Below are 22,583 nucleotides of genomic sequence, written 5' to 3' on the forward strand. Positions count from 1 at the left end.
CTTATTATATCATAAAATACTAGAAAATACTATATATTAAAACGAATATTTTGATAAAAAAATTGATTAAGAAAGATAGGATACATGCGGGTTCTAGGACTTTTCTAATACTTATTTAGGAAAACAAAGTGTCAAAGACCCGGATATTACGATATCCTCTCTATTTTGATTTAGAATGGGAAGATTATTCTTTATTTTGTATTCTGCAATATCATTTACTACATTCATTCTCTCTTCAAAGAGTGCTATAAGTTCTTTGTCTATTGTATCAATTCTTTCACGCAGATTTTCTAATTCGTTCATAAGTACTCCTCATAATTATTTGTGGGCAAAACCTTGCAACGATTTTATCATAATATTATATTAGTGCAAAAGTAAAGACTATATTTGTTTTTGCAGATAAAATAATTGTCGGATTTTTAATTTGACAAAATAGAAAAAATAAATATAATTAAAATATGGACTATAAAAAATTAAATTTTAAACAATTAGAAGCGAATGATATACCTAAGTATGCCAAGTTTTATGGACTCAGGCAGAACAGAACATGTGACAGTGTAGAGCTTGAGAGCTTTATATGGAAAGAATATTATAATGTAAGAGCGGCCGTTGCGATGAGAGATGATGAGGAAGTCGGACTTTTATGGCTTATGGGGGATGAGGACAGACCTTTTTGTGCTATGCCTCTTTGTAAGGAAGAGGACCTTGAATATTGCTTCGGCTTAATGGTGGAGTATTTTAATAAAGAGCTTGACCTACCTTTAAAGATTCATCTGGCAGATGAGGAAGGAATAAAAGTATTGAATTTGCCGGAGGATAAGTTTATCGTAAGGCTTGAGGAGGATGCAAAGGACTATCTTTATGAAGGAGAGAAACTTAGAACTCTTTCAGGAAAGAAGCTTCATAAAAAGAAAAATCATTACAATAATTTTATAAAAAATTATGGTGACAGATATGAATATAGGGCACTTGGATGTAATCCTACAGACAGAGATGATGTGTTCAAGTTTTTGGATAAATGGAGAGAGCAAAAGGGAGAAGAGGTTGAACAGCATCTGGATCCTGAGGTAGAGGGAATACATGATATTTTGCTTAATTGTACCAGACTGAATATAAGAATGGGTGCGATATATATTGACGGCAAAATGGAGGCTTTTTCGATAGGCAGCTACAATCCATTAGAGGACATGGCTGTAATACATATTGAAAAGGCAAATCCTGAAATCACAGGCCTTTATCAGGCAATCAATAAGGAGTTTTTAGTACATGAATTCCCGAATGTAAGTCTTGTAAATCGTGAGGACGATTTGGGACTTGAGGGACTCAGACATGCAAAGCAGAGTTATTATCCGGTGGATTATGCGAGAAAGTACTATGTTGAGCAAATAAGGTAATACTATGATAAAGTATTTGAATCAAAAAGAAAAAGCACTTACAAAGCCTCTGTATCAGGAGGCTTTTTTTGAAGATTCCGACAGCTTTGTAAATTATTATTATGAGGAAAAGCTGAAAGATAACAGGATTTTGGTAGATATAGAGGGTGAGAGTATAAGGTCTATGATTATGCTGAACCCTTATAAAATATCGGTTTTTAATAAAATTTATAATTTGGATTATATAGTTGCTGTAGCTACCGGAAAGGAATTTAAACGACAGGGCTATATGAGAAGGCTTTTAAATAAGGCACTTTGCGATATGAATGCAGAACATGTTCCGTTTACATATCTGATACCTGCAAATAAGGACTATTATTTGCCTTTTGATTTTGCCTTTGTGGCGGATAAAAATGAGTATAATACAAATTTTTCAGGGCTAAAAAAGCAGGTAATTAAAGAAGAGCCTGATAAAGAGCTTATTTTTAGGATTTTGGATTTTATAAATAACGAAGTTTCAAAGGATAATGATGTATATACTTATAGAGATGAAAACTATTTTATAAGGGATCTAAAGGAGATTGCTTCCGAGGACGGATTTATAAATATATACAGTGATGAAAATGATATAGTGGCGTATGAATCTTTTTGGGGCAAAAAGCTTGAGTTAAAGGAGAGAATAGTGTCATCAAAGCTTGGAAATAGGAAGTTCGGCAAGGAAAATATTATGGTCAGAATTACCGATATAGTAGAGCTTTTGTCAAATTTCAGAGCTAAGGAGCCTATAGATATCATTATAAAAATCAATGACAATATTATAGAGGCACAAAACGGATATTTTAGAATTGAGATGGATGAGAGACATTCAAGTGTTTCAATGATTTCAGATATAGGGGATAGGGGTTTTGCAGAGTTTGATATAGCGGACTTTACCGGATGGATATTCGGATATGTAAGTGATGCAAAATGCAGTCTTATAAACTTTTTGGATAAAAGTACTGCAAAAAAAACATTGGATTCTATAAATAAAATCAGTGGAATATTTATAAATGAACTTGTATAATAAGCGTTGATGCATAAAAGCTTGTAAGAGGAAATTATAAGTTTGCTTGTAATATATTTGAGCTTTATACTATATGCAGATAGAAAGAAGGGTGTAGAATGAAAAATCCATTACATTATCAATTATCTGAATATGATTGCGGGCCGACTTCAATGCTTAATGCACTGAGCTTTCTATTTGAAAGGGAAGATATTCCGCCGGAAGTTATCAGAAACATTATGCTTTACACACTTGATTGCTACAGTAATGAGGGACATCCCGGCAAGAGCGGAACTTCTCATATGGCAATGATGTTTCTTAGTAATTGGCTCAACAGATTCAGGGAGATAAGGCAGCTCAATGTCATATGTGAATATATTACAGGTGAACAGGTTTTTATCGGTGAAACAAGCCGTATAAATGATGCGCTCAACAGAGGCGGTGCGGTGGTAGTAAGACTTTTTTATGATGTGCAGCATTATGCTCTGCTTACCGGTGCGGATGATAAGAATATTTATATGTTTGATCCTTACTATGAGGATGAGTTTACGGATGAGCACTGGTCACAGTTTATACCGGAAGGTGATGTGGAGCTGGTACTTGATCAGCCTCTGAAATATAATCGTATCGTGCCTTTCGGATATTTTAACAGGGAGGGTGACGTACTTTATGCCCTTGGAAAGTTTGAAAACCGTGAGGCGGTAATACTTTATAATCAGAAGACCGAGAAGACCCCGGAGAAGACGATAGAGTACTTTATATAGTTCAGGTTTTACATTGAGAAAAGAATATGAAAATGGTAAAATCATAACAGAAAGTGAATTTAGGGAGGCTTTAGAATATGTGCTATCTTGTTGCAAAGAAGGCTGACGGTATAGGAAGTATAGCGCTACAGACTTCTCATGGACAACATTTGGTTGATTTCAAAAAAAAGATAATAAAAGAGATAGGTGTTGAGAATATACAACTGGTTACTGTAAGCAGACCGTCAGCTTATGGAGAATATGAGCCATATAGACTTGTTGATACAGAGCAGGAATTTGAAGAGAATTTAAAATTGCTTTAGCATATACAATGTGTGGAATACTTTTTTTATATTATATGGAATATACTTTTATATGGAATATACTTTCAGGCAGTTAATCTAATGATTAGCTGTCTTTTTAAATTCTTTAAAATCACTACCAAAGTCCGAAAAGATGTACAGCATGTCTGATATGATAATTACAGTAAATGTATTAACGGAGGTAATTATGTCCAGATTAGCTAATATTGTGGTGTATGAAGAGAACAAGAGGATTTTAAAGAACAACGGATTTTATAATGAAGGTAAGTTTATAAAACTGCCGCATGATTTGGAAAAACATAGGAATGTAGTGGTACTCTCACCTAATGTTATTAAAGATATTGTGGAGGATAAGGACAAGTTTTTTGCCGGGGAGTTTAAATACTCTTCAAAATGTGAAATCTCTGTTGTAAACGCAGACAGCTTTGAATATCTCTCAGATTTGGTAATGAATTTTGCCAATGCATATCATCCGGGAGGTGGCTATAAAAGTGGGGCTTGTGCACAGGAAGAGTGTCTATGCAGGCAGAGTACTTTGTACGAATCTATAAGTTCACCCAAGGCTTCTAAGATGTATAAGTTTAATTTTAAATTTGGAACGGCATTTGATTCCGATTATATGCTTCTGTCACCTGTGGTAGATGTATTTAGAAATATAGATTTGGAATTTATTCCTAAACCTTATACCACAGCTGTTATGACTATTCCTGCACCGAATCTGTTTGACAGGGCATATGGACAGTCACAAGAGGCCCTTGATAGTGTGATGAAGAAAAGGCTCAGACAGTATCTATACTGTGCGGCAAGATTCGGATATAGAACAATTACATTAGGAGCGTGGGGCTGTGGAGCATTCGGACATGATGCCCGCAATGTCGCAGGATATTTTAAAGAATTGATTGTTGAAGAAAAAATGTGGAAGCTGTTTGATAAAATTATATTTGCTGTTTATGGAAGAGGAAACAGTGAGTATAATTATAAAATGTTTAAAGAGGTATTGGAAGAGTGTGAAGACAGCAAAGTTTATACTGAATAAAAATACCTGCAATTGACGTACGTAAAAAAGTACGTTATACTTTCTTTGTAAGGAGATAATATTATGACTGCAATTAGTATAACGAAGGCAAGAGCGAATCTTTACCAAACTGTTTCAGATGTTAATGAATATTCGCAGCCGATAATTATAACAAATAACAGAGGGAAAAATGCTGTATTAATATCTGAAGATGATTGGCTGGCAATTCAGGAAACACTATATCTAAATTCAATACCCGGAATGACAGAGAGTATTCTTGAATCAAGAGGTGAAGATATTTCTGAATGTACATCCTATGATCCGAATGAGGAGTGGTAAATGTATTTGGTTAAATTCAGTAAAAAGGCTGATAAAGACAAAAGATTGCTTAAGGGAGCAGGGCTGGTAACGAAAGCAAAGGAACTTATAAATATCATTTGCGAGGATCCGTTTAAAACTCCACCACCATATGAGAGTTTGGTTGGAAGTCTTACCGGGTTCTATTCAAGGCGTATAAATATTCAGCACAGATTAGTATATGAAGTTTATAGTGATGAGATTATCGAGAATGGTATAGCGTATGAAGGTGTGGTAAAAGTAGCACGCATGTGGACGCATTATGAGGGAATAAAATAAGAATTGAAAAATACAATCTTTGTGCTACAATAGTTCTTAGCAATATATGTTAAAGTTTTGACATAGTTTCAAAGTTTGACGGTTTTAATGGAGGTTTTGTTATGAAGCGTTTAAGAATGATGCGTGCACCACTCAAGTATGTACAGGGAAAAGGAGCTTTGCTTCAGTTCCGCAAGGAAATGGAGTATATGGGAAAGAGATGGTTGTTTGTCTGTTCAAACAGCGGTTACAACAGCTGCCATGAAGATTTGGAAAAGAGTTTTGAAGGCGAAGATGATTATCGCAGATATGAGGTCTTCGGAGGTATGTCAAGTATCAGCGAGATAAAGAAAATGCAGGACATTGTTGAGGCTGATAAGATTGATGTTGTTGTTGCGGTAGGCGGCGGTTCGGCAGTGGATGCGGCTAAGGCAACAGCATACTACATGGGTAAGAGAATAGTTATAATACCTACAGTTGCGGCTACAGATGCACCTTGTACAGGACTTTCTGTTATATATAATGATGACGGAAGCTTTAATAAATATTTATTCTATCCGCAAAACCCTGATGCGGTACTTGTAGACAGCAGTGTTATAGCTAAAGCACCTGTAAAATTTTTGATTGCAGGAATGGGAGATGCTCTTGGAACATACTTTGAAGGAAGAGCTTCACTTCGTACAGAGTCACCAAGCTTGGAGAGCGGCGGTATTACAAGAGCAGGTATGGCGATTGCAAAGGCTTGTTATGATACATTAAGAAAATACGGAAAAGCGGCTATAGCGGCCTGTGAGAATAATGTTGTTACTCCTGCTTTGGATGCAATTATAGAGGCTACAGTTTATCTTTCAGGTGTAGGAGCAGATAATGTAAACTGTGCGGCTCCTCACTCATTTTATAACGGAGTTACTTCACTTGGAGGACATGAGGCATATCATGGAAATTGTGTGGCATTCGGTACTTTGATACAGCTGACACTTGAGTGTGCGGATAAGGCCGAGTTTGAGGATATACAGAATTTCTGCCTTGAAGTAGGACTGCCTATTACTCTTGCAGAGCTTGGAGATTTTACAGATGAGGATCTTCATACTATAGCAAAGAATGCCTGTGTAAAGGGAGAAACAATACATAATCTTGCAGGAGACGTAACACCTGATGAGTTGTATGCGGCTATTATAGCTACAGATGCTTTAGGTAAGGCAAGACTTGGCAAGTAATCATAATGATAAGTAATAGGGCTGTTGTCTAACGGATATATCTGTTTGGCAACGGCTTTTTTATTTGAAATAAAAGTCAAAATATAATGTATATGTGATAAAATCATAAGTAAATTGATATCAAGTTAGGTTCAAAAAGAAAGATTAAGAATACCGAGTGCTTGAGGATATGAGGAGTAAAATAGTAAGAGAATGAAAGATATTTTAAACAAACCGGAATATGATTTTATAAATAAAAATGAGCATCTTGGAAAGCATGTAATTTTGCTTGGGCTTGCAGGGAGCTATGCATATGGGACAAATATAGAAGGTAGTGATATAGATATAAGAGGAATTGCTCTAAATAAAAAGTCCGATCTTATAGGACTTACGCAGTTTGAACAGTATGTGGATGATAATACGGATACTGTTATCTATGCATTCAATAAAATGGTGAATTTACTTTTGAGTTGCAATCCGAATACAATAGAGTTGCTTGGCCTTGCACCGGATAATTATCTATATCTTAATGATATCGGGAAAATGCTTCTTGATAATAAACGATTGTTTTTATCAAAAAAAGCTATTCAGTCATTTGGAGGGTATGCGGATGCGCAACTTAGAAGATTACAGAATGCACTTGCCAGAGACACATTTCCACAAAGTGAAAAAGAACAGCATATTTTTAATTCTGTAAAGAATGCAATGTACAGTTTCAACTCAAGTTATAAGAACTTTGAAAACGGAAGTCTGGAAATTTTTATAGATAAGTCGGTTAACCCTGAGCTTGAAACTGAGATATTTGTAAACGCAAAGCTAAATCACTATCCGCTAAGAGATTATGCGAGTATGTGGAATACAATGTCAAATGTTGTAAAAGACTATGATAAAATAGGCAAGAGAAATAAAAAGAAAGATGATCTTCATTTGAATAAGCACGCCATGCATCTTATCAGATTATTTATGATGGCCATTGATATACTGGAAAAGGGAGAAATCAATACATATAGAGAAAAAGAACATGATTTATTGATGGATATCCGCTTTGGAAAATATCAAACAGATGAGGGAACTTTTTCGGACAGCTTCTATGATATGATGAGAGAGTATGAAAGACGTTTGCATTATGTGGCTGAGCACACAGATCTTCCGGCTAAGCCGGATTTTAAAAGAGTTCAGGAACTTGTAATGACAATAAATGAAATGGTGATTCGAGATGAGATATGAGAATTTTGAAGGAAATATAGAAGAACTGGTTCTTATAAAGATCAGAGAAATAGAAGAAAAAGAGAATATAAAAGTGCTACACGCTATTGAATCGGGCAGCAGAGCCTGGGGATTTGCTTCGCCGGATAGCGACTATGATGTAAGATTTATATATGTAAGAAATAAAAACTTTTATTTATCACTTCGTGAGAACAAGGATTTTATTGATTGGGAATTAAATGAAGTGCTTGATATCAACGGTTGGGATATAAAAAAGGCATTAAAGCACTTTCATAAATCAAATGCTACATTATTTGAGTGGAGCAATTCTCCTATTGTGTATTACACTACGGATGAGTGGAAGGAGCTTTATGACAGAACGGCATGCAAATATTTTGCATGTAAATCGGCACTTTATCATTACTACGGTACGGCAAAAAAGAACTACTACGATTATCTATGTGATGATATGGTAAATTATAAAAAGTATTTTTACGTGCTGAGACCTATTCTTGCATGCAAATGGATTGAAGAAAAGAAATGCCCACCGCCGGTACTCTTTGATGAATTGGTTAATACCGTTCTTGAGGAAGATATGAAGGCTGCAGTAGAGGATTTACTTGCAAAGAAGGTGAAAATGTCTGAATCCGAAAAAGGCCCAAAGGTTGAAGCGATAAATAATTATATAGAAGAGAAGTTGGAATATTATAAGTCGATTGTGGAAACAATGGAGGATGACAGGAACACCGACTGGGATGCGCTGGAAGAGGAGTTTAGATGGGTGCTGGAAAGATTTTGTCTGTAGAATAAAAAAACTGATAAGTTTGTTTTAACAATCCGGGGAAAATGCTTGTATCTACAAAGCAATTCTTAGTAGGCGGTGATTCAAGACCTCGTAATGAAATAATCATGAAGTTATTCAGATTACTTGGAGCGTCAGAACGACAGGGATTTGGAGGACCTTTGATCTATAAAGCAGCTATTCAAAACGATTTTAGAAGGCCTGAAATAGTTTCTGATATTGAACATACCGAGATTAAAGTTTGGAATATTGATCTTGCTGATTCATATCCTGAACTTGAGGCAGATGAGAAAAATATTCTTAGATATATTGCCAAGAATGGAAAGCCTGTTTCTGTCAATACAATTAAAGATATATTGTCGACAACAGAATATAAAGTAAGAAAAGCTGTTCAGGTTCTTGAAGAGAAGAAGTTAATAATGAAAATTGGAAATGGTCCGTCTACTAAGTATAGAATTGGTATTGAGAGTGTTGAGTTTTTAACACAACTACAGATGGCTATGGATAATATAAAGAAACAAATGGCATAATCTATCTCGTGATTATATTGCGAAAAGGAGGAGATTTTCACAAGATAAAAAAATGTGCTTTTATTTAAGTATATAGTAGATTAAAAAAATCTCGTGATTATCTCTTGAATTAAAAAGATTTTTCGAAATATATAGTTAAGTAAGAGGCATATTAAAGGTATATATATTATTGATTCTAGTACGGCTGGAGGAAATATAGATATTGTTGAAGGAAGTGCATCTCTTGGACCGAGTGTATGAATTGTCGTTGGTATTAGTATAATATAAAAGAAGAATACTTGTATTTTGCAAAACAAATACAAATGTTATTGAAACAGTAATGTATTAACACTAGAATAGTCTAAACATATGAAAGTTAGGTGTGGAAAATAGCAAGTAACAAAAGTAATAAAATTTTTTTAAAACAGGAGGTTGTAACAAATGGATTTCCGTTTGAAATAAAAAGACATGCAGTGTCAAACCCATATGCACCTATGACCGAGAAAGAGCTACTTACAAAACTGAAAAAATCCGGAGAACAGGAAAAGTTTAGAGATGCAGATGATGTGATTTCAGATATGAGGTCAAAATATGGATTATAAGATTGTTTTGATGCGGAATGCAGAGAATGATCCTGATAGTTTTATCTCATACCTCTTGTTTGAAAAGAAAAGTGAGCAGTCTGATGGAAAAGTTTTTTAATGAAAAAATATCATTAATGTTTAAATTAGTAGTGCTTAATATAGAAAAGAATGCCTGTGTAAAGGGTGAAACAATACATAACCATGTAGGAGACGTAACACCTGATTAGTTGTATGCGGTTATTATGTCTACAGATGCTTTAGGTAAGTTAAGACTTGGCAAGTAATCATAATGATAAGTAATAGGGCTGTTGTCTAACGGATATAATCTGTTTGGCAACGGCCTTTTATTTGAAACAAAAGCCAAAAATAGTGTATATATGATAAAATCAAAAGTAAATTGATATCAAGTCCGGTTCAAACAGAACGATTAATAATACCGGTTGCCTAAGGGTATGAGGAGTAAAAAGTAAGTGATGAAAGATAATAAAAAAGAAACTATAAAAAACTCGCTTGAAAGTTTTTGGAGAGATAAAAAGAATGGTGATGTATTATATATAGGTGATGATAAAGTACGCTTTATGTTAGGAGAGGTCGGGACTAATACTATTATATGTTTTGGAGTAAATCCAAGTACAGCTAATGATATAAAAGACGATCCTACAATTTCAAAAATAAGAAAAATTGCATCAGAAAATAATTGTGACGGTTGGATAATGTTAAATCTTTATCCACAAAGAGCGACTAATCCAAATGATATGCATTTAAAAGCAGACAGAGAGTTGATTTTGAAAAACTGTTATGTGATAAGAAGTGTTTTTAATGCTTATCCTAATGCTTTAACTTTAGCAGCATGGGGAAATGCAATAGAAAAGAGAAAATATCTAAAAGAATGTTTAAAGGAAATAGTAGCTGTTGATTCTGACAGAAAGTGGATGTGTCGTGGTAAACTGACAGTGAAAGGGAATCCAAGACATCAATTGTATGTAGCTAATAACACAGAGTTAAATTGCTTGCATTTTAATTCGGATGGTGAAAGTTTTATACGTTAGAAGAAAACAAGATAAAATTTCAGGGAGTAGTAGTCATGATTGATTATAAAGATATTTTAAATAAACCTTAATATGATTTTATAAGTAAAAATGAGTATCTTGGAAAGCGTTCAATGAAATGGGTTTTACAAAAGTGCCCTGTAATATTGACAAAATGAGGATGTGCGAATATAATATTAGCATAAGACTAGGTCAGGAAGCGTACGACGCCCTGGCCATTTTTTTTTTGGAGTTACAAAGGATGAAGGAATATAAAACTTTTAATCAACAACTAACTATATTACGTAATAGGGGAATGATTGTTCCTCAAAATGGTGCTCAAAAACGTTTTCTTGAACAGGAGAATTACTACAATGTAATCAATGGATATAAGGATATATTTTTAACTAAGGATGCACAAGGTAATCCTATTAAGCCTGAAGCATATATACAAAACACTCATTTTGATGAGTTGAAAGCTTTATTTTTGTTTGATAGGGAACTTCGGTTTTTATTTATTAAGTATTTGCTGATATTTGAGAATTCATTTAAAACTGTAATTTCACATGAATTTTCACGAAAATATCCTAAAGCTAATTCATATCTGGATATTGCCAATTATAGAGATGACGATTCTAAGAGTGTTCTTAAGCAGATATCTATTTTAACGAAGACTATACATGAGAATGTAGGGGCAAAAGGTGCGATTAAGCATTATATAGAAGAACATGGATCAGTTCCGTTATGGGTTTTGGTAAATTATCTTACAATTGGTAATTTGTCATATCTATATACAGCATTAAAAAATTCAGATAAGAATTCTATTGCAAAATATTATGCGGATAAATACAACAAACAATATAAACCGGCTTTAAATTTGAAAATCAGTAGTGAAGATATGAGTTCTGTATTAAAGATTACTAATTTGATAAGGAATCAATGTGCTCATGATGAACGATTATTTAGTACTGATTATAAAAGTACACGTGTTTCAAATATAGCAAGTTATCTGGGAATCAATAATTGTAATAATCGACGCATAGTTGTTGCGATATTATACTTTAAGGTAGTTCTTAATAAGAATTATTATAGGAAGTTTGATTCTGAATTGCATGATATTTTTAAAAGGTTTACGAGTGAGTTTCATACTGTGAGTTTTGATGATATTCTTAATATAATGGGGATTGATTTGGATGAATTAAAAAAATTAATATAACACAATAATCTGAATCGAAAATATGAATACGTTTATAATATTATTACAACTTTAGACAGTGCAGGATAATTTATCGGTACTGATGTGGGATTTAATAATGAAATGGGAGAATTGAAACTATGATGGCCCCTAAAACCTTACAGTACCGGATTTATTATTCCGTTATTTTAATAGGTGTTATTCCGATATCATTGATATTATTCCGTTAAAGCGGTATACTATATCTTATATTGGGAGGATAGTCTATGTTTTTGACAGTAAAACAGGCTTCTGAAAAATGGGGCATTTCTGATAGAAGAATCAGAGTTCTTTGTTCTGAGGGGAAAATTCCGGGGGCATACCGGGAAGGACGTAGATGGAAAATTCCTGTGGATGCAAAGAAACCGGCTGATGGTCGTTATAAGTCAAAGCAAAGCCTCTTGGCACAAATTGACCTCAAGAAGGTAGAACTGGAGAGCAGAAGACCTTTGACTGCGGGCGAGGTGGCAAGGCTCAACGAAGAATTTATCGTAGAGTATACATACAACTCCAATGCCATTGAAGGAAATACACTTACTTTGAGAGAAACGGATTTAGTTCTTCGTGGTCTTACGATTGACGGTAAACCGCTGAAAGACCATATGGAGGCGGTCGGTCATAAAGAAGCATTTGATTTTGTGAGCGAACTGGTAAAAGATAATGTTCCAATCAGTGAGGGCATCATCAAACAGATTCACTATCTCGTTCTTGCAGATAAGAGAGAAGACCGTGGTGTATACCGTAGAGTTCCGGTTCATATTATGGGCGCACAACATGAACCCGTGCAGCCGTATCTTATTAAGCCGAAGATGGAACAGTTGCTATATGATTTTGCTGCAAGCACAGAGCATATTGTGACAAAACTGGCTCGCTTTCACATCGAGTTTGAGGGCATCCATCCTTTCATTGATGGTAATGGCAGAACCGGACGACTGCTTGTAAATCTTGAGTTGATGAAATCCGGATTCCCACCTATAGATATTAAGTTTACAGATAGAATTGCCTATTATAATGCGTTTGATGAATATTATGCAAAGCACAATCTTTCGCTAATGGAAAATCTGTTTGCAGGATACATCAATGCAAGATTAGATATGTATTTAGATATGCTACAGGATTAACCGACCTGCTTCTGAACAAGTGGGTTACCTATGTATTGTAGATTTTGCTTTAAAAGAAATGTGAGGTGGATTGATTGCGTACATACACATGGGATGAATATTACGAAAAATTCTATGATTGGGCGGAAAGCACACAAGTGCGTAATCTGTCTGCATTGACTTCACTTGGTTCTGCTGATGAAGTCGGAGAAATCATCATCGAATTGCAGGTTAATGTACCGGCAGCTAACCGTCTGCTTAGAAAGGCTGTGGAAGAAAAACTGGCCTTCTCCGGCTCTGATTTAGCAGAGTTTGCCTATATCAACGATAAAGAATTGGCGACTGCTGCTGTGCGTAATTCTGCAGAACGATTGACTGCCGAGGATATGGAATATTTGTATGGCGAGATTGATGATGAGGTTATCATCGAAATCTGTAAGCAACGAAATATTTTGCTACCTGAAGCCTTGCGCGAAGAGGAAGAAGAGGATATCTACATCGATGATTTTATCCCGGAACCACCCGCTCCGAAAAGGGGATTCTTTGGTACTCTTGCTGCTATTTTTGCAGGAGCAAGTGCCGGAGTGTCTTTAGCTCAAGGAAGACGGCATAATGGAAGATGCAACGGCGACTGTGCCAACTGTCCGCCTCACTATGGTTACCGATACGGTAGATGGTATTATGGACATGACCATGATCACGGCTGCGAATTTGGCGGTAATAAAGGCAGCGGAAGTATGGATTAAGGAGATGAAAAATTCACATTTTTATGATAGAGTAGGGGTATAAAAACAGGCTCTGATATACTTGGCAAATCGGAGCAAAATATAGCATTTTAGGAGGCACTTCAAATAAATATGATAAAGATACTTTTCATCTGCCACGGCAATATCTGCCGTTCGCCTATGGCAGAGTTTATAATGAAAGAAAAAGTGAAAAAGCTTGGGTTGGAGGATATGTTTGAGATAGCCTCAGCCGCAACAAGCTCGGAAGAGATATGGAACGGCGTGGGAAATCCGATGTTTCCGTCTGCAAAAGACGAACTTCAGAAACATGGAATAGCCTGTGCAGGTAAGAAGGCAAGGCAGATGGTAAAGTCCGACTATGAAGAATATGACTATCTTATAGGTATGGATGATGCTAATATAAGAAATATGAAAAATTTGTTCGGTGACGGAGATAAGATATTCAAACTTTTAAGCTTCGCAGGAAGCGATGATTCGGTATCGGACCCATGGTACACCGACAGATTTGATGTTGCCTTTGAGGATATAAACAGAGGTATAGATGGATTTTTGAAGTATTTGGAGGAGAAAAATGTCATCAATTAAAAAGGTATTGATAATAAAGGTAATTGCCGCAATCTTTTGTATTGCGGTAGGAGTGGTATCATTCTTTCTGATAGCCGATAAGCTGGGGAATGTGGATTTTCATGCGGATACGATAAGTGCTCTTGACAAGAGCAGAAGTAAAGTCATGGAGCTTGCGGCTGCAGCCGTGGCATCTTCATCGGCTATTACACTTTTGCCGGGAGATGTAGGAACACCTATTGCACAGGAACTTGCGGATATGAGCAAGTATTTTCTGATTGTGCTTTGCGCAATCTACCTTGAGAAGTTCTTGCTCACCGTAACAGGCTTTGTGGCATTTAAGTATGTTATTCCTGTGGCATGTGTGCTTTTCATCGTTTTTATCGCTTCAAACGAGAAGATATTTGCAAAAATCGCCACAAAGCTGTTTTTATTCAGCCTGGTTATATCATTTACCATCCCTGTGAGTGTAAATATTGCGCGAATGATCGAGAGTAATTATGCCGCCTCGATAGAGACGACTCTTAATAATGCCAAGGAAAATACGGATACGGTAACAAAGAGTGCCGAGGAGGAGAACAAAAACAGTAACGCCATTGAGAAGATAGTGAATAATATTACGGGAAATGTTAATGAGCTTTTAAAGAAGTTTGAGAATACTCTCAGTGCATTTATAGAGGCTATTGCTGTACTTATTGTAACATCATGCCTTATACCTATAGGAGTACTTTTATTTTTCTTATGGCTGGTGAAGCTTGTTTTCTCAATAGATGTAAATAATTTCAGCTTTATCAGAAGAGAATGAGTAAATTGTTAAAAAAATATCGTTAAAATATTGACAATGGTAATATTAAGTTATAATATATAAGCATGTAATTTTAGTAACACTTAGGTTCTTAATAGTTAAGAACTGATGCTCAAAAATGGAGGCTGTATATGAGATTTACATTACCAAGAGACATTTATCATGGAAAAGATTCACTTGAGGCTTTAAAGAGCTTCACAGGAAAGAAGGCTTTTGTCTGTGTAGGCGGTGGATCAATGAAAAGATTCGGATTCTTAGACAAGACCATTGCTTATTTGGAAGAAGCAGGTATGGAAGTAAGACTTTTTGAGGGAATTGAGCCTGATCCTTCTGTAGATACCGTAATGCGTGGTGCTAAGGAGATGCTTGAGTTCGGACCGGACTGGATAGTTGCTATCGGTGGAGGTTCACCTATCGATGCGGCAAAGGCTATGTGGATCAAGTATGAGTATCCTGATTGTACTTTTGAGGATATGTGTAAGGTATTCGGTATTCCTACACTAAGAAAAAAAGCAAAATTCTGTGCTATTTCTTCTACATCCGGAACAGCCACGGAAGTAACAGCTTTTTCAATTATCACAGACTATGAAAAGGGTATAAAATATCCTATAGCAGACTTTGAGATTACACCTGATGTTGCAATTGTAGACCCTGCACTTGCACAGACAATGCCTAAGAAGCTTGTTGCCCATACAGGTATGGATGCTATGACACATGCTATAGAGGCATATGTATCTACAGCCAACTGTGATTTTACAGATCCGCTTGCACTTCACGCTATAGAAATGATAGACAAGTACCTTGTAAAGTCATACAATGAAGATAAGACGGCCAGAGATGCAATGCACAATGCACAATGTCTTGCGGGCATGGCATTCTCAAATGCTTTGCTTGGAATAGTACATTCAATGGCACATAAGACAGGTGCCGTATTCGGTGATTTGGGTGCTCATATTATTCACGGTGCAGCAAATGCGATGTATCTTCCAAAGGTTATAGCTTTCAATGCAAAGGATAAGGAAGCCGCAAAGAGATATGCCAAGATAGCGGATGTACTTGGATTGCCGGGCAATAGCGAAGACGAGAAGATAAAAGAGCTTATCAAGTACCTTAGAGGTTTAAATGATGCTTTAAATATTCCACATTGTATCAAGAACTACGGTGCGGATTCATATCCTACAGAGAACGGATTTGTACCTGAAAATGTTTTCTTGGAAAGACTCCATGACATAGCCGCTAATGCCGTTGCAGATGCATGTACCGGTTCAAACCCGAGACAGCCAAGTGTTGAAGAGATGGAGAAGCTCTTAAAATGCTGCTACTATGATACGGAAGTAGATTTTTAAAAAAAGTTTATAGTATAAATGAACACATCAACATCTGATATATTTTAGGTTGTTGATGTGTTTTTTTGATAAAAAAATTAAAACTCGTTATCAAATTTGCTTGAAAAATGAAATGAAAAGTTGTAATATGATATCGAGTTTCAAATTGAGATTAAATCTCAGTAATCAAATTGGAGGTGTGGTTTGAAGAAAGCTCAGTACAAAACAAGACAATTGCTTGAAATAGAGGATTTCCTGAAAAACAATGAGAATAAGCATGTCACTGTGAATGATATTATTCTCTTTTTCAAACAGCAGGGAAAGAATATCGGGAAAGCCACTGTGTACAGGCATTTGGACAGAATGGTAAGTGACGGAACAGTACATAAATATATGTTGGAAACAGGAGACAGTGCCTGTTTTGAATATGTAGAGGGTGAAGACGTTCATCCGGTATGTTTTCATTGTAAATGCGAAAAATGCGGAAAGCTTGTCCATTTGGAGTGTACTGAATTATCTTTAATCGGCGAACATTTGAGAGAAGAACACGGCTTTTCTATAGATCATGCCAGAACAGTTTTTTATGGAACTTGTAATGAATGTAGAGAATAGAGGGAGACTATGAAGAAGTATATTGGAATAGGACTAAGTATCCTTGTGGCTATTATGATGGTTTTGGGTTGTGCAAAAAAGGAAAGCACCGGCAGCAGTGAGGCTGAGAGCGGCAGCAGTGTAACGGAAAGCAGCAGTGTAGCTGAAAGTAAAAGTGAGGAAACTAAGAAGCTGAGCATTGTTACTACAATTTTTCCTGCCTATGACTGGGTAAAACAGGTAGTAGGTGATAATAAGAATGTAGAGATTTCCTTCCTTATAGATAAGGGTGTGGATTTACACAGCTATCAGGCATCAGCGGCAGATATCGCAAAAATTACAGACAGTGATTTGTTTGTATATGTAGGCGGAGATTCTGACGATTGGGCTGAGGATATTATAAAAGAGAATCCTAATTTGAATTATATCAATATGGTAGACAGTATCGGTGAAGCTGCATTAGCAGAGGAACTTGTAGAGGGTATGCAGGATGAAGAAGAGCATGACAATGAGAGTGAAGAACATGCAAATGAAGAAGGTGAGCATGAAGAAGGCGAGGAAGAGATAGATGAGCATGTATGGCTTTCAATTAAGAATGCTGAAACTATAGTAAGTGCTATAGAAGCAAAGTTGGCCGAAATTGACCCTGACAATAAGGCTGAATATGAGAAAAACGCAAATGACTATTTGGCTAAGCTTGATGAACTTGATAAAGAGTATAAGGATACACTTTCAAGCATTCAAAACAAAACTATAATAGTCGGAGACAGATTCCCGTTCAGATATCTGGTAAATGAATACGGAATAAAGTATTATGCAGCATTTAAGGGCTGTGATGCGGGAAGTGAAGCATCTTTTGAGACTGTAAAGTTTTTGGCAAATAAGATGGATGAGCTTAATATGACGGATATTTTTATAATTGACGGTTCAAAAGGAGATTTGGCAAAAACAATAGTTGACAATACCAAGGATAAAAATGCCAAGGTTTTGGTACTTGACTCTATGCAGTCTACAAAGAGCAGTGATAATGCAAGCTATCTGGATATAATGAAGAAGAATTTGGAAGTGCTTAAAGAGGTATTATAGACTGGAGATTTATGATAAAATGTGAAAAATTGTCACTTGGATATGACGGAAAAGCCATAGTGGATAATCTTAATTTTGAAGTTTCGGACGGAGATTATCTATGCGTAATTGGGGAAAACGGTGTGGGAAAGTCTACACTTATAAAGACGCTTTTAAAACTTATAAAACCGATCTCAGGAGAGGTTATATATAATGAAAATTTGTTGCCTACGGAGATAGGATATTTATCACAGCAGCAACAATTATTAAAAGACTTTCCGGCATCGGTTTTTGAAATTGTGCTGTCAGGATGTCAGTCTAAGGTGGGAATCAGACCATTTTATAAAAAAGAAGAAAAGCAGACTGCAAAGGAGAAGATAGAAAAACTGGGACTTTTGGATCTTATGACAAGAAGCTTCAGTGAACTCTCCGGCGGTCAGCAACAAAGGGTGCTTTTAGCCAGAGCATTGATGGCGGGACAAAGACTTATGATACTTGATGAGCCTGTTACAGGTCTTGATCCTGAGGCAAGTCAAAATATGTATGATATTATCAATGAGCTGAATAAAAGCAATATGACCATTATTATGATATCTCATGATATAAAAGTGGCACTTGAATATGCTACCAAGGTTTTATATATTGGAGAACATATATTTTTCGGTACGACTCCGGAATATAAAAAGAGCAGGGGGATGGCATGAAAGACATACATATATATTTAAGCTATCCTTTTGTAAGGTATGCAATAGTAGTAGGCATACTTATAGCACTGTGCTCTTCACTGCTTGGTGTTATTCTGGTATTGAAACGATTTTCATTTATTGGAGACGGACTTTCACATGTGGCATTCGGTGCAGTTGCGGTATCTACGGTATTTAACCTTACAGACAATATGGTGCTTGTATTACCTGTGACCATAATTGCGGCAATTCTGCTTTTAAAGGGCGGAAGTAACGGAAAGATAAAGGGAGATGCATCGATAACGATGATGTCTGTCGGAGCGATGGCTTTCGGATATCTTGTTATGAATGTGTTTTCAAGCGGATCAAATCTTGCCGGAGATGTATGTACCACCCTGTTCGGCTCCACTTCAATACTTACTTTAACAAAGGAAAAAGTGATTCTTTGTGTTATACTGTCAATATTTGTAATATCTGCATTTGTACTGTTTTATAATAAAATTTTTGCAGTAACATTTGATGAGAATTTTGCGAATGCTACAGGTATAGACACACAAAAATATAATCTCTTGATAGCTATAATCATTGCAATAATTGTAGTATTGGCTATGAATTTAGTCGGGTCACTCCTTATTTCGGCACTTGTGGTATTCCCTGCATTGGCATCCATGTGTGTGTTTAAGAGTTTCCTCTCAGTGACCGTATCCTCGGCTATATTTTCAGTGGTTTGTACCGCTTTAGGACTTTTCATTTCAATACTTGGCGGTTCACCTGTGGGCGCAACTATTGTTTGCATTGATATATTTGCATTTTTTATATTTTATCTGATAGGTAAAACGGGACATTAATTAAAATCTGTGTTATAGTTTAGGTAACGGTAAAGTTTGTTACCCGAATTAGGACACAGATTTTATTTTTAGTAAGCTTTGTTATTTTTTTGTCTTGATTATGTTTTGGAATTAATGTAAAATCAAATCGAATTTGAAAATATTACGCAGTTTCGGTATGGTGCCGGGCTGCTGACTAATAGTATTTATTCAAACAGCTATAAACTGTTTGATAGAAAACGAGGTATATATGGAAAAAAGACCTGTAGTATTATGTATAATGGACGGTTTAGGACTTAGAAAAGGACATGATCACAATGCGGTGTTTGAGGCAAATACACCTAATCTGTGCAGCTTGATGAAGGAATATCCTTTTGTAGAAGGACAGGCAAGCGGACTTTTTGTAGGTCTGCCTGACGGACAGATGGGTAACTCGGAGGTAGGCCATATGAATATGGGTGCCGGAAGAATTATATATCAGGAGCTTACAAGAATATCAAAAGCTATAGAGGACGGAGAATTCTTTGAGAACAAAGCGCTTCTTGCCGCAGTTGAGAATGCAAAAAAGAATAACAGTGCACTTCATTTGATGGGACTTGTTTCAAGCGGCGGTGTTCACAGCCATAATACACATATTTACGGATTGTTGGAGCTTGCAAAGAGAAACGGATTAAAAGAAGTTTATGTTCATGCATTCCTTGACGGTAGAGATACACCTCCTACATCGGGAAAGGAATTTGTAGCCGAGCTTGAAAAAGAGATGGCTAAAATCGGCGTTGGAAAGGTAGCTTCCGTAATGGGACGTTTCTACGCAATGGACAGAGATAACAGATGGGATAGAGTTGAAGCCGCTTATTCTATTATGACTAAGGGCGGAAACTTAAAAAAGAGTGCTACAGGAGGTATACAGGAGTCATACGACGAAGGTAAGAATGATGAGTTTGTTGTACCTTTCTCTGTAGATAATGACGGTGCAAAGACTATTAAGGATAAAGATTCGGTTATCTTTTTTAACTTCAGACCGGACAGAGCAAGAGAAATGACAAGAGTATTCTGTGTAGACGATTTTGACGGCTTTAACAGAGGAAAGAGACTTGATACCACATTTGTATGCTTCACAGATTATGATGAGAGCATCGGTAACAAGCTTGTTGCTTTTGAGAAGGAAGAGATAAAGGATACATTCGGAGAGTTCATAGCTGAGCACGGTATGAAGCAGGTAAGAATTGCCGAGACAGAGAAATATGCTCATGTCACATTCTTCTTTAACGGAGGAAAGGAAGAGCCTAATGAGGGTGAAGACAGAATTCTTGTAAACTCGCCAAAGGATGTTGCTACATATGATTTGAAGCCGCAGATGAGCGCATATGAGGTATGTGATAAGCTTGTAGATGCTATAAAGAGCGGTAAGTATGATGTTATTATAATTAACTTTGCAAACCCTGACATGGTAGGTCATACAGCTGTGGAAAATGCGGCTATAAAGGCTGTTGAAACGGTTGATGAGTGTATAGGAAAGACTGTAGCGGCTATCAAGGAAGTTAACGGGGTGATGTTTATCTGTGCAGACCACGGAAACTGTGAGACTTTAGTTGATGAAGAGACAGGTGAACCGCATACAGCTCATACAACAAATCCTGTACCTTTCATTCTGGTAAATGCAGATCCTAAGTACACTCTGGCAGAGGGCGGAAGACTTTGTGATATAGTTCCTACACTGATTGAGCTTATGGGATTACAAAAACCGGCTGCAATGACAGGAAAGAGTTTGTTGGTTGAAAAATAAATAGGTTTTATTGATGCTCAAGGCTTTTGTCTTGGGCATTTTTTATAAGTTTAAGAAATGCTGATAAGATTGCATAATCATTCTCAACATTATTAAATAAACCGTAAATAAAATACAAAGATAATTCATATAGCGTTAATTGACTTTAAAAAACAAATAGCGTATTATGTGTATTATTAATCTGATACAATAAGCTTGATAAAGATTAGCAAAAAAATATATAAATATTTCGTGATCATTATTGAATAATGGAATGATTGCGATATAATACTAAGCGCGTTAATATGCAGATAACGGAGGTTATATGAGAAGTAAATTAATGAAAATGGGAGCATTGGGATTGGCTTCCGTATTGGCTACACAGAGTATCGGTGCAGGTACTGTTTTTGCACAAAGCTCAAATTTTGATTTAAGAAAAAAAGTAATAGGTCTTACAGGTATAACATTTGTAAGCGGAAATATAGACAGGTTTGTAACAAGAGGTGAGTTCGCAAAGATGCTTGTACAGGCTTCACCATATCGTTCCGTACTTACAAAGACAAGCAATGTATCGGTATTTAATGATGTTCCGAAAGATAATGAGAACGCGTCCGCTATAAAGATGGCGGTGGAGCAGGGATATATGACAGGATATCTCGGCGGAAACTTTAAGCCTAATGATAATGTAACATTGAATGATGCCGTAAGAGGAGTACTTACTTTACTCGGGTATCAGGCAAGTGATTTTGCGGGTGATGCAAACAATAAGAGAATGGCAAAGTACGGTTTCCTTGAGTTGAATGAGAATCTTACATCACTTACACCTACTTCAAATCTTAAGGTAAGAGATTGTATAAACCTCTTTTATAATATGTTAAAAACAAATATGAAAGACGGCGGAGCATATATTGCAACCGTATTCGGCGGTGAGTTAAACAGCGACAAGGAGGTAAATCCTTTAAAGCTTGCCGATAATTCACTTAAGGGACCTAAGGTGGTAAAGTCTGTTAATCAATTGATACAGGCGGTTCCTTTTGACTATAAGGATGCGAATCTCTTTGTTGACGGAAGCAGCGTAGGTGCGGACAGATTCAAGAGCCTGATGGTATCATCAGATGTAGGACTTGTAATATACTATTCTGCAGCTGCAAAGACTATCTGGGCATATGATGAGAATACGGATGCTACAAACGGTAAGAAGGCGGTACATGGTACTGTTGAGAGTATATACTATGAGTCAACATCTACACTTACACCTACATCCGTGACTATAGACGGAGAAACATACAAAATTGCAAACAGCGATATGCAATTTGCATTCTCTATCTACGGAAGTATCAAGGTTAATGATGATGTTACTTTAGTCGTAGATATAAATAATTCTGAAGATGGATCTGCAAGCTACACGGTAGTTGATTATATAGCAGATTAGTGAGGGGAAA

At 36.2% G+C, this 22,583-nt stretch carries 27 protein-coding genes and 1 pseudogene; 27 read left to right on the forward strand and 1 reads right to left on the reverse strand.

Annotation, left to right across the window (positions count from 1 at the left end):
* Positions 1-111: 111 nt before the first annotated feature.
* Entirely contained in the window at positions 112-303 is a 192-nt protein-coding gene (locus HMPREF1140_RS10340) for a chorismate mutase (protein WP_009663799.1), read from the reverse strand.
* Between the two features lie 155 nt (positions 304-458).
* Between HMPREF1140_RS10340 and HMPREF1140_RS10345 the strand changes: the two genes are divergently transcribed.
* From HMPREF1140_RS10345 to HMPREF1140_RS10465, 27 genes and pseudogenes are all read left to right on the forward strand, one after another.
* On the forward strand, positions 459-1,394 hold the full coding sequence (locus HMPREF1140_RS10345) for a DUF2156 domain-containing protein (RefSeq protein ID WP_009663803.1): 936 nt from the start codon (positions 459-461) through the stop codon (positions 1,392-1,394).
* A 4-nt stretch (positions 1,395-1,398) separates the two neighbouring features.
* A complete protein-coding gene (locus HMPREF1140_RS10350; RefSeq protein ID WP_009663807.1) occupies positions 1,399-2,436 on the forward strand; it encodes a GNAT family N-acetyltransferase in 1,038 nt (345 codons plus the stop codon).
* Between the two features lie 98 nt (positions 2,437-2,534).
* Positions 2,535-3,179 carry a C39 family peptidase gene (locus tag HMPREF1140_RS10355; RefSeq protein ID WP_035620390.1) on the forward strand — a complete coding sequence of 215 codons (645 nt, stop codon included), beginning with the start codon at positions 2,535-2,537 and terminating at the stop codon, positions 3,177-3,179.
* A 77-nt stretch (positions 3,180-3,256) separates the two neighbouring features.
* Entirely contained in the window at positions 3,257-3,481 is a 225-nt protein-coding gene (locus HMPREF1140_RS10360; RefSeq protein WP_009663810.1) for a DUF6718 family protein, read from the forward strand.
* 187 nt (positions 3,482-3,668) lie between these two features.
* Positions 3,669-4,517, forward strand: a complete 849-nt coding sequence (locus HMPREF1140_RS10365) for a TIGR02452 family protein (protein ID WP_009663804.1) — start codon at positions 3,669-3,671, stop codon at positions 4,515-4,517.
* A gap of 63 nt (positions 4,518-4,580) precedes the next feature.
* Positions 4,581-4,835 carry a type II toxin-antitoxin system Phd/YefM family antitoxin gene (locus tag HMPREF1140_RS10370; RefSeq protein ID WP_009446002.1) on the forward strand — a complete coding sequence of 85 codons (255 nt, stop codon included), beginning with the start codon at positions 4,581-4,583 and terminating at the stop codon, positions 4,833-4,835.
* Positions 4,836-5,132: a Txe/YoeB family addiction module toxin gene (locus HMPREF1140_RS10375; RefSeq protein WP_009663822.1), complete on the forward strand. Its 297-nt coding sequence runs from the start codon at positions 4,836-4,838 to the stop codon at positions 5,130-5,132.
* 101 nt (positions 5,133-5,233) lie between these two features.
* Positions 5,234-6,328: a glycerol dehydrogenase gene (locus HMPREF1140_RS10380; RefSeq protein WP_009663816.1), complete on the forward strand. Its 1,095-nt coding sequence runs from the start codon at positions 5,234-5,236 to the stop codon at positions 6,326-6,328.
* A gap of 192 nt (positions 6,329-6,520) precedes the next feature.
* The gene (locus HMPREF1140_RS10385; RefSeq protein ID WP_009663825.1) at positions 6,521-7,534 is read left to right on the forward strand and encodes a nucleotidyltransferase domain-containing protein; all 1,014 of its coding nucleotides are present in this window, start codon (positions 6,521-6,523) and stop codon (positions 7,532-7,534) included.
* Positions 7,524-8,318, forward strand: a complete 795-nt coding sequence (locus HMPREF1140_RS10390; RefSeq protein ID WP_009663820.1) for a nucleotidyltransferase domain-containing protein — start codon at positions 7,524-7,526, stop codon at positions 8,316-8,318. The genes HMPREF1140_RS10385 and HMPREF1140_RS10390 overlap by 11 nt, the downstream gene beginning before the upstream one ends.
* Before the next feature lie 35 nt (positions 8,319-8,353).
* A pseudogene (locus tag HMPREF1140_RS13850) lies at positions 8,354-8,536 on the forward strand (ATP-binding protein); the annotation flags it as partial.
* 75 nt (positions 8,537-8,611) lie between these two features.
* Positions 8,612-8,845 carry a winged-helix domain-containing protein gene (locus HMPREF1140_RS13855; protein ID WP_255347569.1) on the forward strand — a complete coding sequence of 78 codons (234 nt, stop codon included), beginning with the start codon at positions 8,612-8,614 and terminating at the stop codon, positions 8,843-8,845.
* A 359-nt stretch (positions 8,846-9,204) separates the two neighbouring features.
* On the forward strand, positions 9,205-9,426 hold the full coding sequence (locus HMPREF1140_RS10400; protein ID WP_009663805.1) for a hypothetical protein: 222 nt from the start codon (positions 9,205-9,207) through the stop codon (positions 9,424-9,426).
* An 83-nt stretch (positions 9,427-9,509) separates the two neighbouring features.
* Positions 9,510-9,635 carry a hypothetical protein gene (locus HMPREF1140_RS13860; RefSeq protein ID WP_009663806.1) on the forward strand — a complete coding sequence of 42 codons (126 nt, stop codon included), beginning with the start codon at positions 9,510-9,512 and terminating at the stop codon, positions 9,633-9,635.
* Positions 9,636-9,881: 246 nt separating this feature from the next.
* Positions 9,882-10,457, forward strand: coding sequence for a DUF1643 domain-containing protein (locus HMPREF1140_RS10405; RefSeq protein WP_009663812.1), 576 nt, complete (start codon positions 9,882-9,884; stop codon positions 10,455-10,457).
* 241 nt (positions 10,458-10,698) lie between these two features.
* Positions 10,699-11,652, forward strand: a complete 954-nt coding sequence (locus tag HMPREF1140_RS10410; RefSeq protein WP_035620406.1) for an Abi family protein — start codon at positions 10,699-10,701, stop codon at positions 11,650-11,652.
* 245 nt (positions 11,653-11,897) lie between these two features.
* Complete coding sequence (locus HMPREF1140_RS10415) at positions 11,898-12,791, forward strand: Fic family protein (protein ID WP_009663815.1); 894 nt, start codon at positions 11,898-11,900, stop codon at positions 12,789-12,791.
* 74 nt (positions 12,792-12,865) lie between these two features.
* The gene (locus HMPREF1140_RS10420; RefSeq protein ID WP_009663793.1) at positions 12,866-13,516 is read left to right on the forward strand and encodes a hypothetical protein; all 651 of its coding nucleotides are present in this window, start codon (positions 12,866-12,868) and stop codon (positions 13,514-13,516) included.
* Positions 13,517-13,627: 111 nt separating this feature from the next.
* On the forward strand, positions 13,628-14,101 hold the full coding sequence (locus HMPREF1140_RS10425) for a low molecular weight protein-tyrosine-phosphatase (protein ID WP_009663824.1): 474 nt from the start codon (positions 13,628-13,630) through the stop codon (positions 14,099-14,101).
* Positions 14,088-14,885, forward strand: coding sequence for a hypothetical protein (locus HMPREF1140_RS10430; protein ID WP_009663818.1), 798 nt, complete (start codon positions 14,088-14,090; stop codon positions 14,883-14,885). The genes HMPREF1140_RS10425 and HMPREF1140_RS10430 overlap by 14 nt, the downstream gene beginning before the upstream one ends.
* Before the next feature lie 131 nt (positions 14,886-15,016).
* A complete protein-coding gene (locus HMPREF1140_RS10435; RefSeq protein ID WP_009663800.1) occupies positions 15,017-16,231 on the forward strand; it encodes an iron-containing alcohol dehydrogenase in 1,215 nt (404 codons plus the stop codon).
* Between the two features lie 183 nt (positions 16,232-16,414).
* Positions 16,415-16,822, forward strand: coding sequence for a Fur family transcriptional regulator (locus HMPREF1140_RS10440; protein WP_009663827.1), 408 nt, complete (start codon positions 16,415-16,417; stop codon positions 16,820-16,822).
* 9 nt (positions 16,823-16,831) lie between these two features.
* Entirely contained in the window at positions 16,832-17,887 is a 1,056-nt protein-coding gene (locus HMPREF1140_RS10445) for a metal ABC transporter substrate-binding protein (RefSeq protein ID WP_009663811.1), read from the forward strand.
* Positions 17,888-17,898: 11 nt separating this feature from the next.
* Positions 17,899-18,570 carry a metal ABC transporter ATP-binding protein gene (locus tag HMPREF1140_RS10450; protein WP_007595861.1) on the forward strand — a complete coding sequence of 224 codons (672 nt, stop codon included), beginning with the start codon at positions 17,899-17,901 and terminating at the stop codon, positions 18,568-18,570.
* Entirely contained in the window at positions 18,567-19,397 is an 831-nt protein-coding gene (locus HMPREF1140_RS10455) for a metal ABC transporter permease (protein ID WP_009663819.1), read from the forward strand. The genes HMPREF1140_RS10450 and HMPREF1140_RS10455 overlap by 4 nt, the downstream gene beginning before the upstream one ends.
* A 229-nt stretch (positions 19,398-19,626) precedes the next feature.
* Positions 19,627-21,162 (forward strand): 2,3-bisphosphoglycerate-independent phosphoglycerate mutase, encoded by a 1,536-nt coding sequence (gpmI, locus tag HMPREF1140_RS10460; RefSeq protein WP_009663821.1) that lies wholly within the window; start codon positions 19,627-19,629, stop codon positions 21,160-21,162.
* A 304-nt stretch (positions 21,163-21,466) separates the two neighbouring features.
* The gene (locus HMPREF1140_RS10465; protein ID WP_009663802.1) at positions 21,467-22,573 is read left to right on the forward strand and encodes an S-layer homology domain-containing protein; all 1,107 of its coding nucleotides are present in this window, start codon (positions 21,467-21,469) and stop codon (positions 22,571-22,573) included.
* Positions 22,574-22,583: the final 10 nt, after the last annotated feature.

Origin of the sequence: Lachnoanaerobaculum sp. ICM7, assembly GCF_000287675.1 — a bacterium.
Classification (GTDB): Bacteria; Bacillota; Clostridia; order Lachnospirales; family Lachnospiraceae; genus Lachnoanaerobaculum.

Excerpts from the sequence above, each read along its gene's own strand:
- HMPREF1140_RS10445 (WP_009663811.1), top strand. The coding sequence starts at position 16,832 with ATGAAGAAGTATATTGGAATAGGACTAAGTATCCTTGTGGCTATTATG.
- HMPREF1140_RS10435 (WP_009663800.1), top strand. The coding sequence starts at position 15,017 with ATGAGATTTACATTACCAAGAGACATTTATCATGGAAAAGATTCACTT.
- HMPREF1140_RS10345 (WP_009663803.1), top strand. The coding sequence starts at position 459 with ATGGACTATAAAAAATTAAATTTTAAACAATTAGAAGCGAATGATATA.
- HMPREF1140_RS10405 (WP_009663812.1), top strand. The coding sequence starts at position 9,882 with ATGAAAGATAATAAAAAAGAAACTATAAAAAACTCGCTTGAAAGTTTT.
- HMPREF1140_RS10385 (WP_009663825.1), top strand. The coding sequence starts at position 6,521 with ATGAAAGATATTTTAAACAAACCGGAATATGATTTTATAAATAAAAAT.
- HMPREF1140_RS10340 (WP_009663799.1), bottom strand. The coding sequence starts at position 303 with ATGAACGAATTAGAAAATCTGCGTGAAAGAATTGATACAATAGACAAA.
- HMPREF1140_RS10350 (WP_009663807.1), top strand. The coding sequence starts at position 1,399 with ATGATAAAGTATTTGAATCAAAAAGAAAAAGCACTTACAAAGCCTCTG.
- gpmI (WP_009663821.1), top strand. The coding sequence starts at position 19,627 with ATGGAAAAAAGACCTGTAGTATTATGTATAATGGACGGTTTAGGACTT.
- HMPREF1140_RS13860 (WP_009663806.1), top strand. The coding sequence starts at position 9,510 with ATGGAAAAGTTTTTTAATGAAAAAATATCATTAATGTTTAAATTAGTA.
- HMPREF1140_RS10425 (WP_009663824.1), top strand. The coding sequence starts at position 13,628 with ATGATAAAGATACTTTTCATCTGCCACGGCAATATCTGCCGTTCGCCT.
- HMPREF1140_RS10430 (WP_009663818.1), top strand. The coding sequence starts at position 14,088 with ATGTCATCAATTAAAAAGGTATTGATAATAAAGGTAATTGCCGCAATC.
- HMPREF1140_RS10465 (WP_009663802.1), top strand. The coding sequence starts at position 21,467 with ATGAGAAGTAAATTAATGAAAATGGGAGCATTGGGATTGGCTTCCGTA.
- HMPREF1140_RS10450 (WP_007595861.1), top strand. The coding sequence starts at position 17,899 with ATGATAAAATGTGAAAAATTGTCACTTGGATATGACGGAAAAGCCATA.
- HMPREF1140_RS10455 (WP_009663819.1), top strand. The coding sequence starts at position 18,567 with ATGAAAGACATACATATATATTTAAGCTATCCTTTTGTAAGGTATGCA.
- HMPREF1140_RS10370 (WP_009446002.1), top strand. The coding sequence starts at position 4,581 with ATGACTGCAATTAGTATAACGAAGGCAAGAGCGAATCTTTACCAAACT.
- HMPREF1140_RS10360 (WP_009663810.1), top strand. The coding sequence starts at position 3,257 with ATGTGCTATCTTGTTGCAAAGAAGGCTGACGGTATAGGAAGTATAGCG.
- HMPREF1140_RS10380 (WP_009663816.1), top strand. The coding sequence starts at position 5,234 with ATGAAGCGTTTAAGAATGATGCGTGCACCACTCAAGTATGTACAGGGA.
- HMPREF1140_RS10410 (WP_035620406.1), top strand. The coding sequence starts at position 10,699 with ATGAAGGAATATAAAACTTTTAATCAACAACTAACTATATTACGTAAT.
- HMPREF1140_RS10415 (WP_009663815.1), top strand. The coding sequence starts at position 11,898 with ATGTTTTTGACAGTAAAACAGGCTTCTGAAAAATGGGGCATTTCTGAT.
- HMPREF1140_RS10355 (WP_035620390.1), top strand. The coding sequence starts at position 2,535 with ATGAAAAATCCATTACATTATCAATTATCTGAATATGATTGCGGGCCG.
- HMPREF1140_RS10390 (WP_009663820.1), top strand. The coding sequence starts at position 7,524 with ATGAGATATGAGAATTTTGAAGGAAATATAGAAGAACTGGTTCTTATA.
- HMPREF1140_RS10375 (WP_009663822.1), top strand. The coding sequence starts at position 4,836 with ATGTATTTGGTTAAATTCAGTAAAAAGGCTGATAAAGACAAAAGATTG.
- HMPREF1140_RS10365 (WP_009663804.1), top strand. The coding sequence starts at position 3,669 with ATGTCCAGATTAGCTAATATTGTGGTGTATGAAGAGAACAAGAGGATT.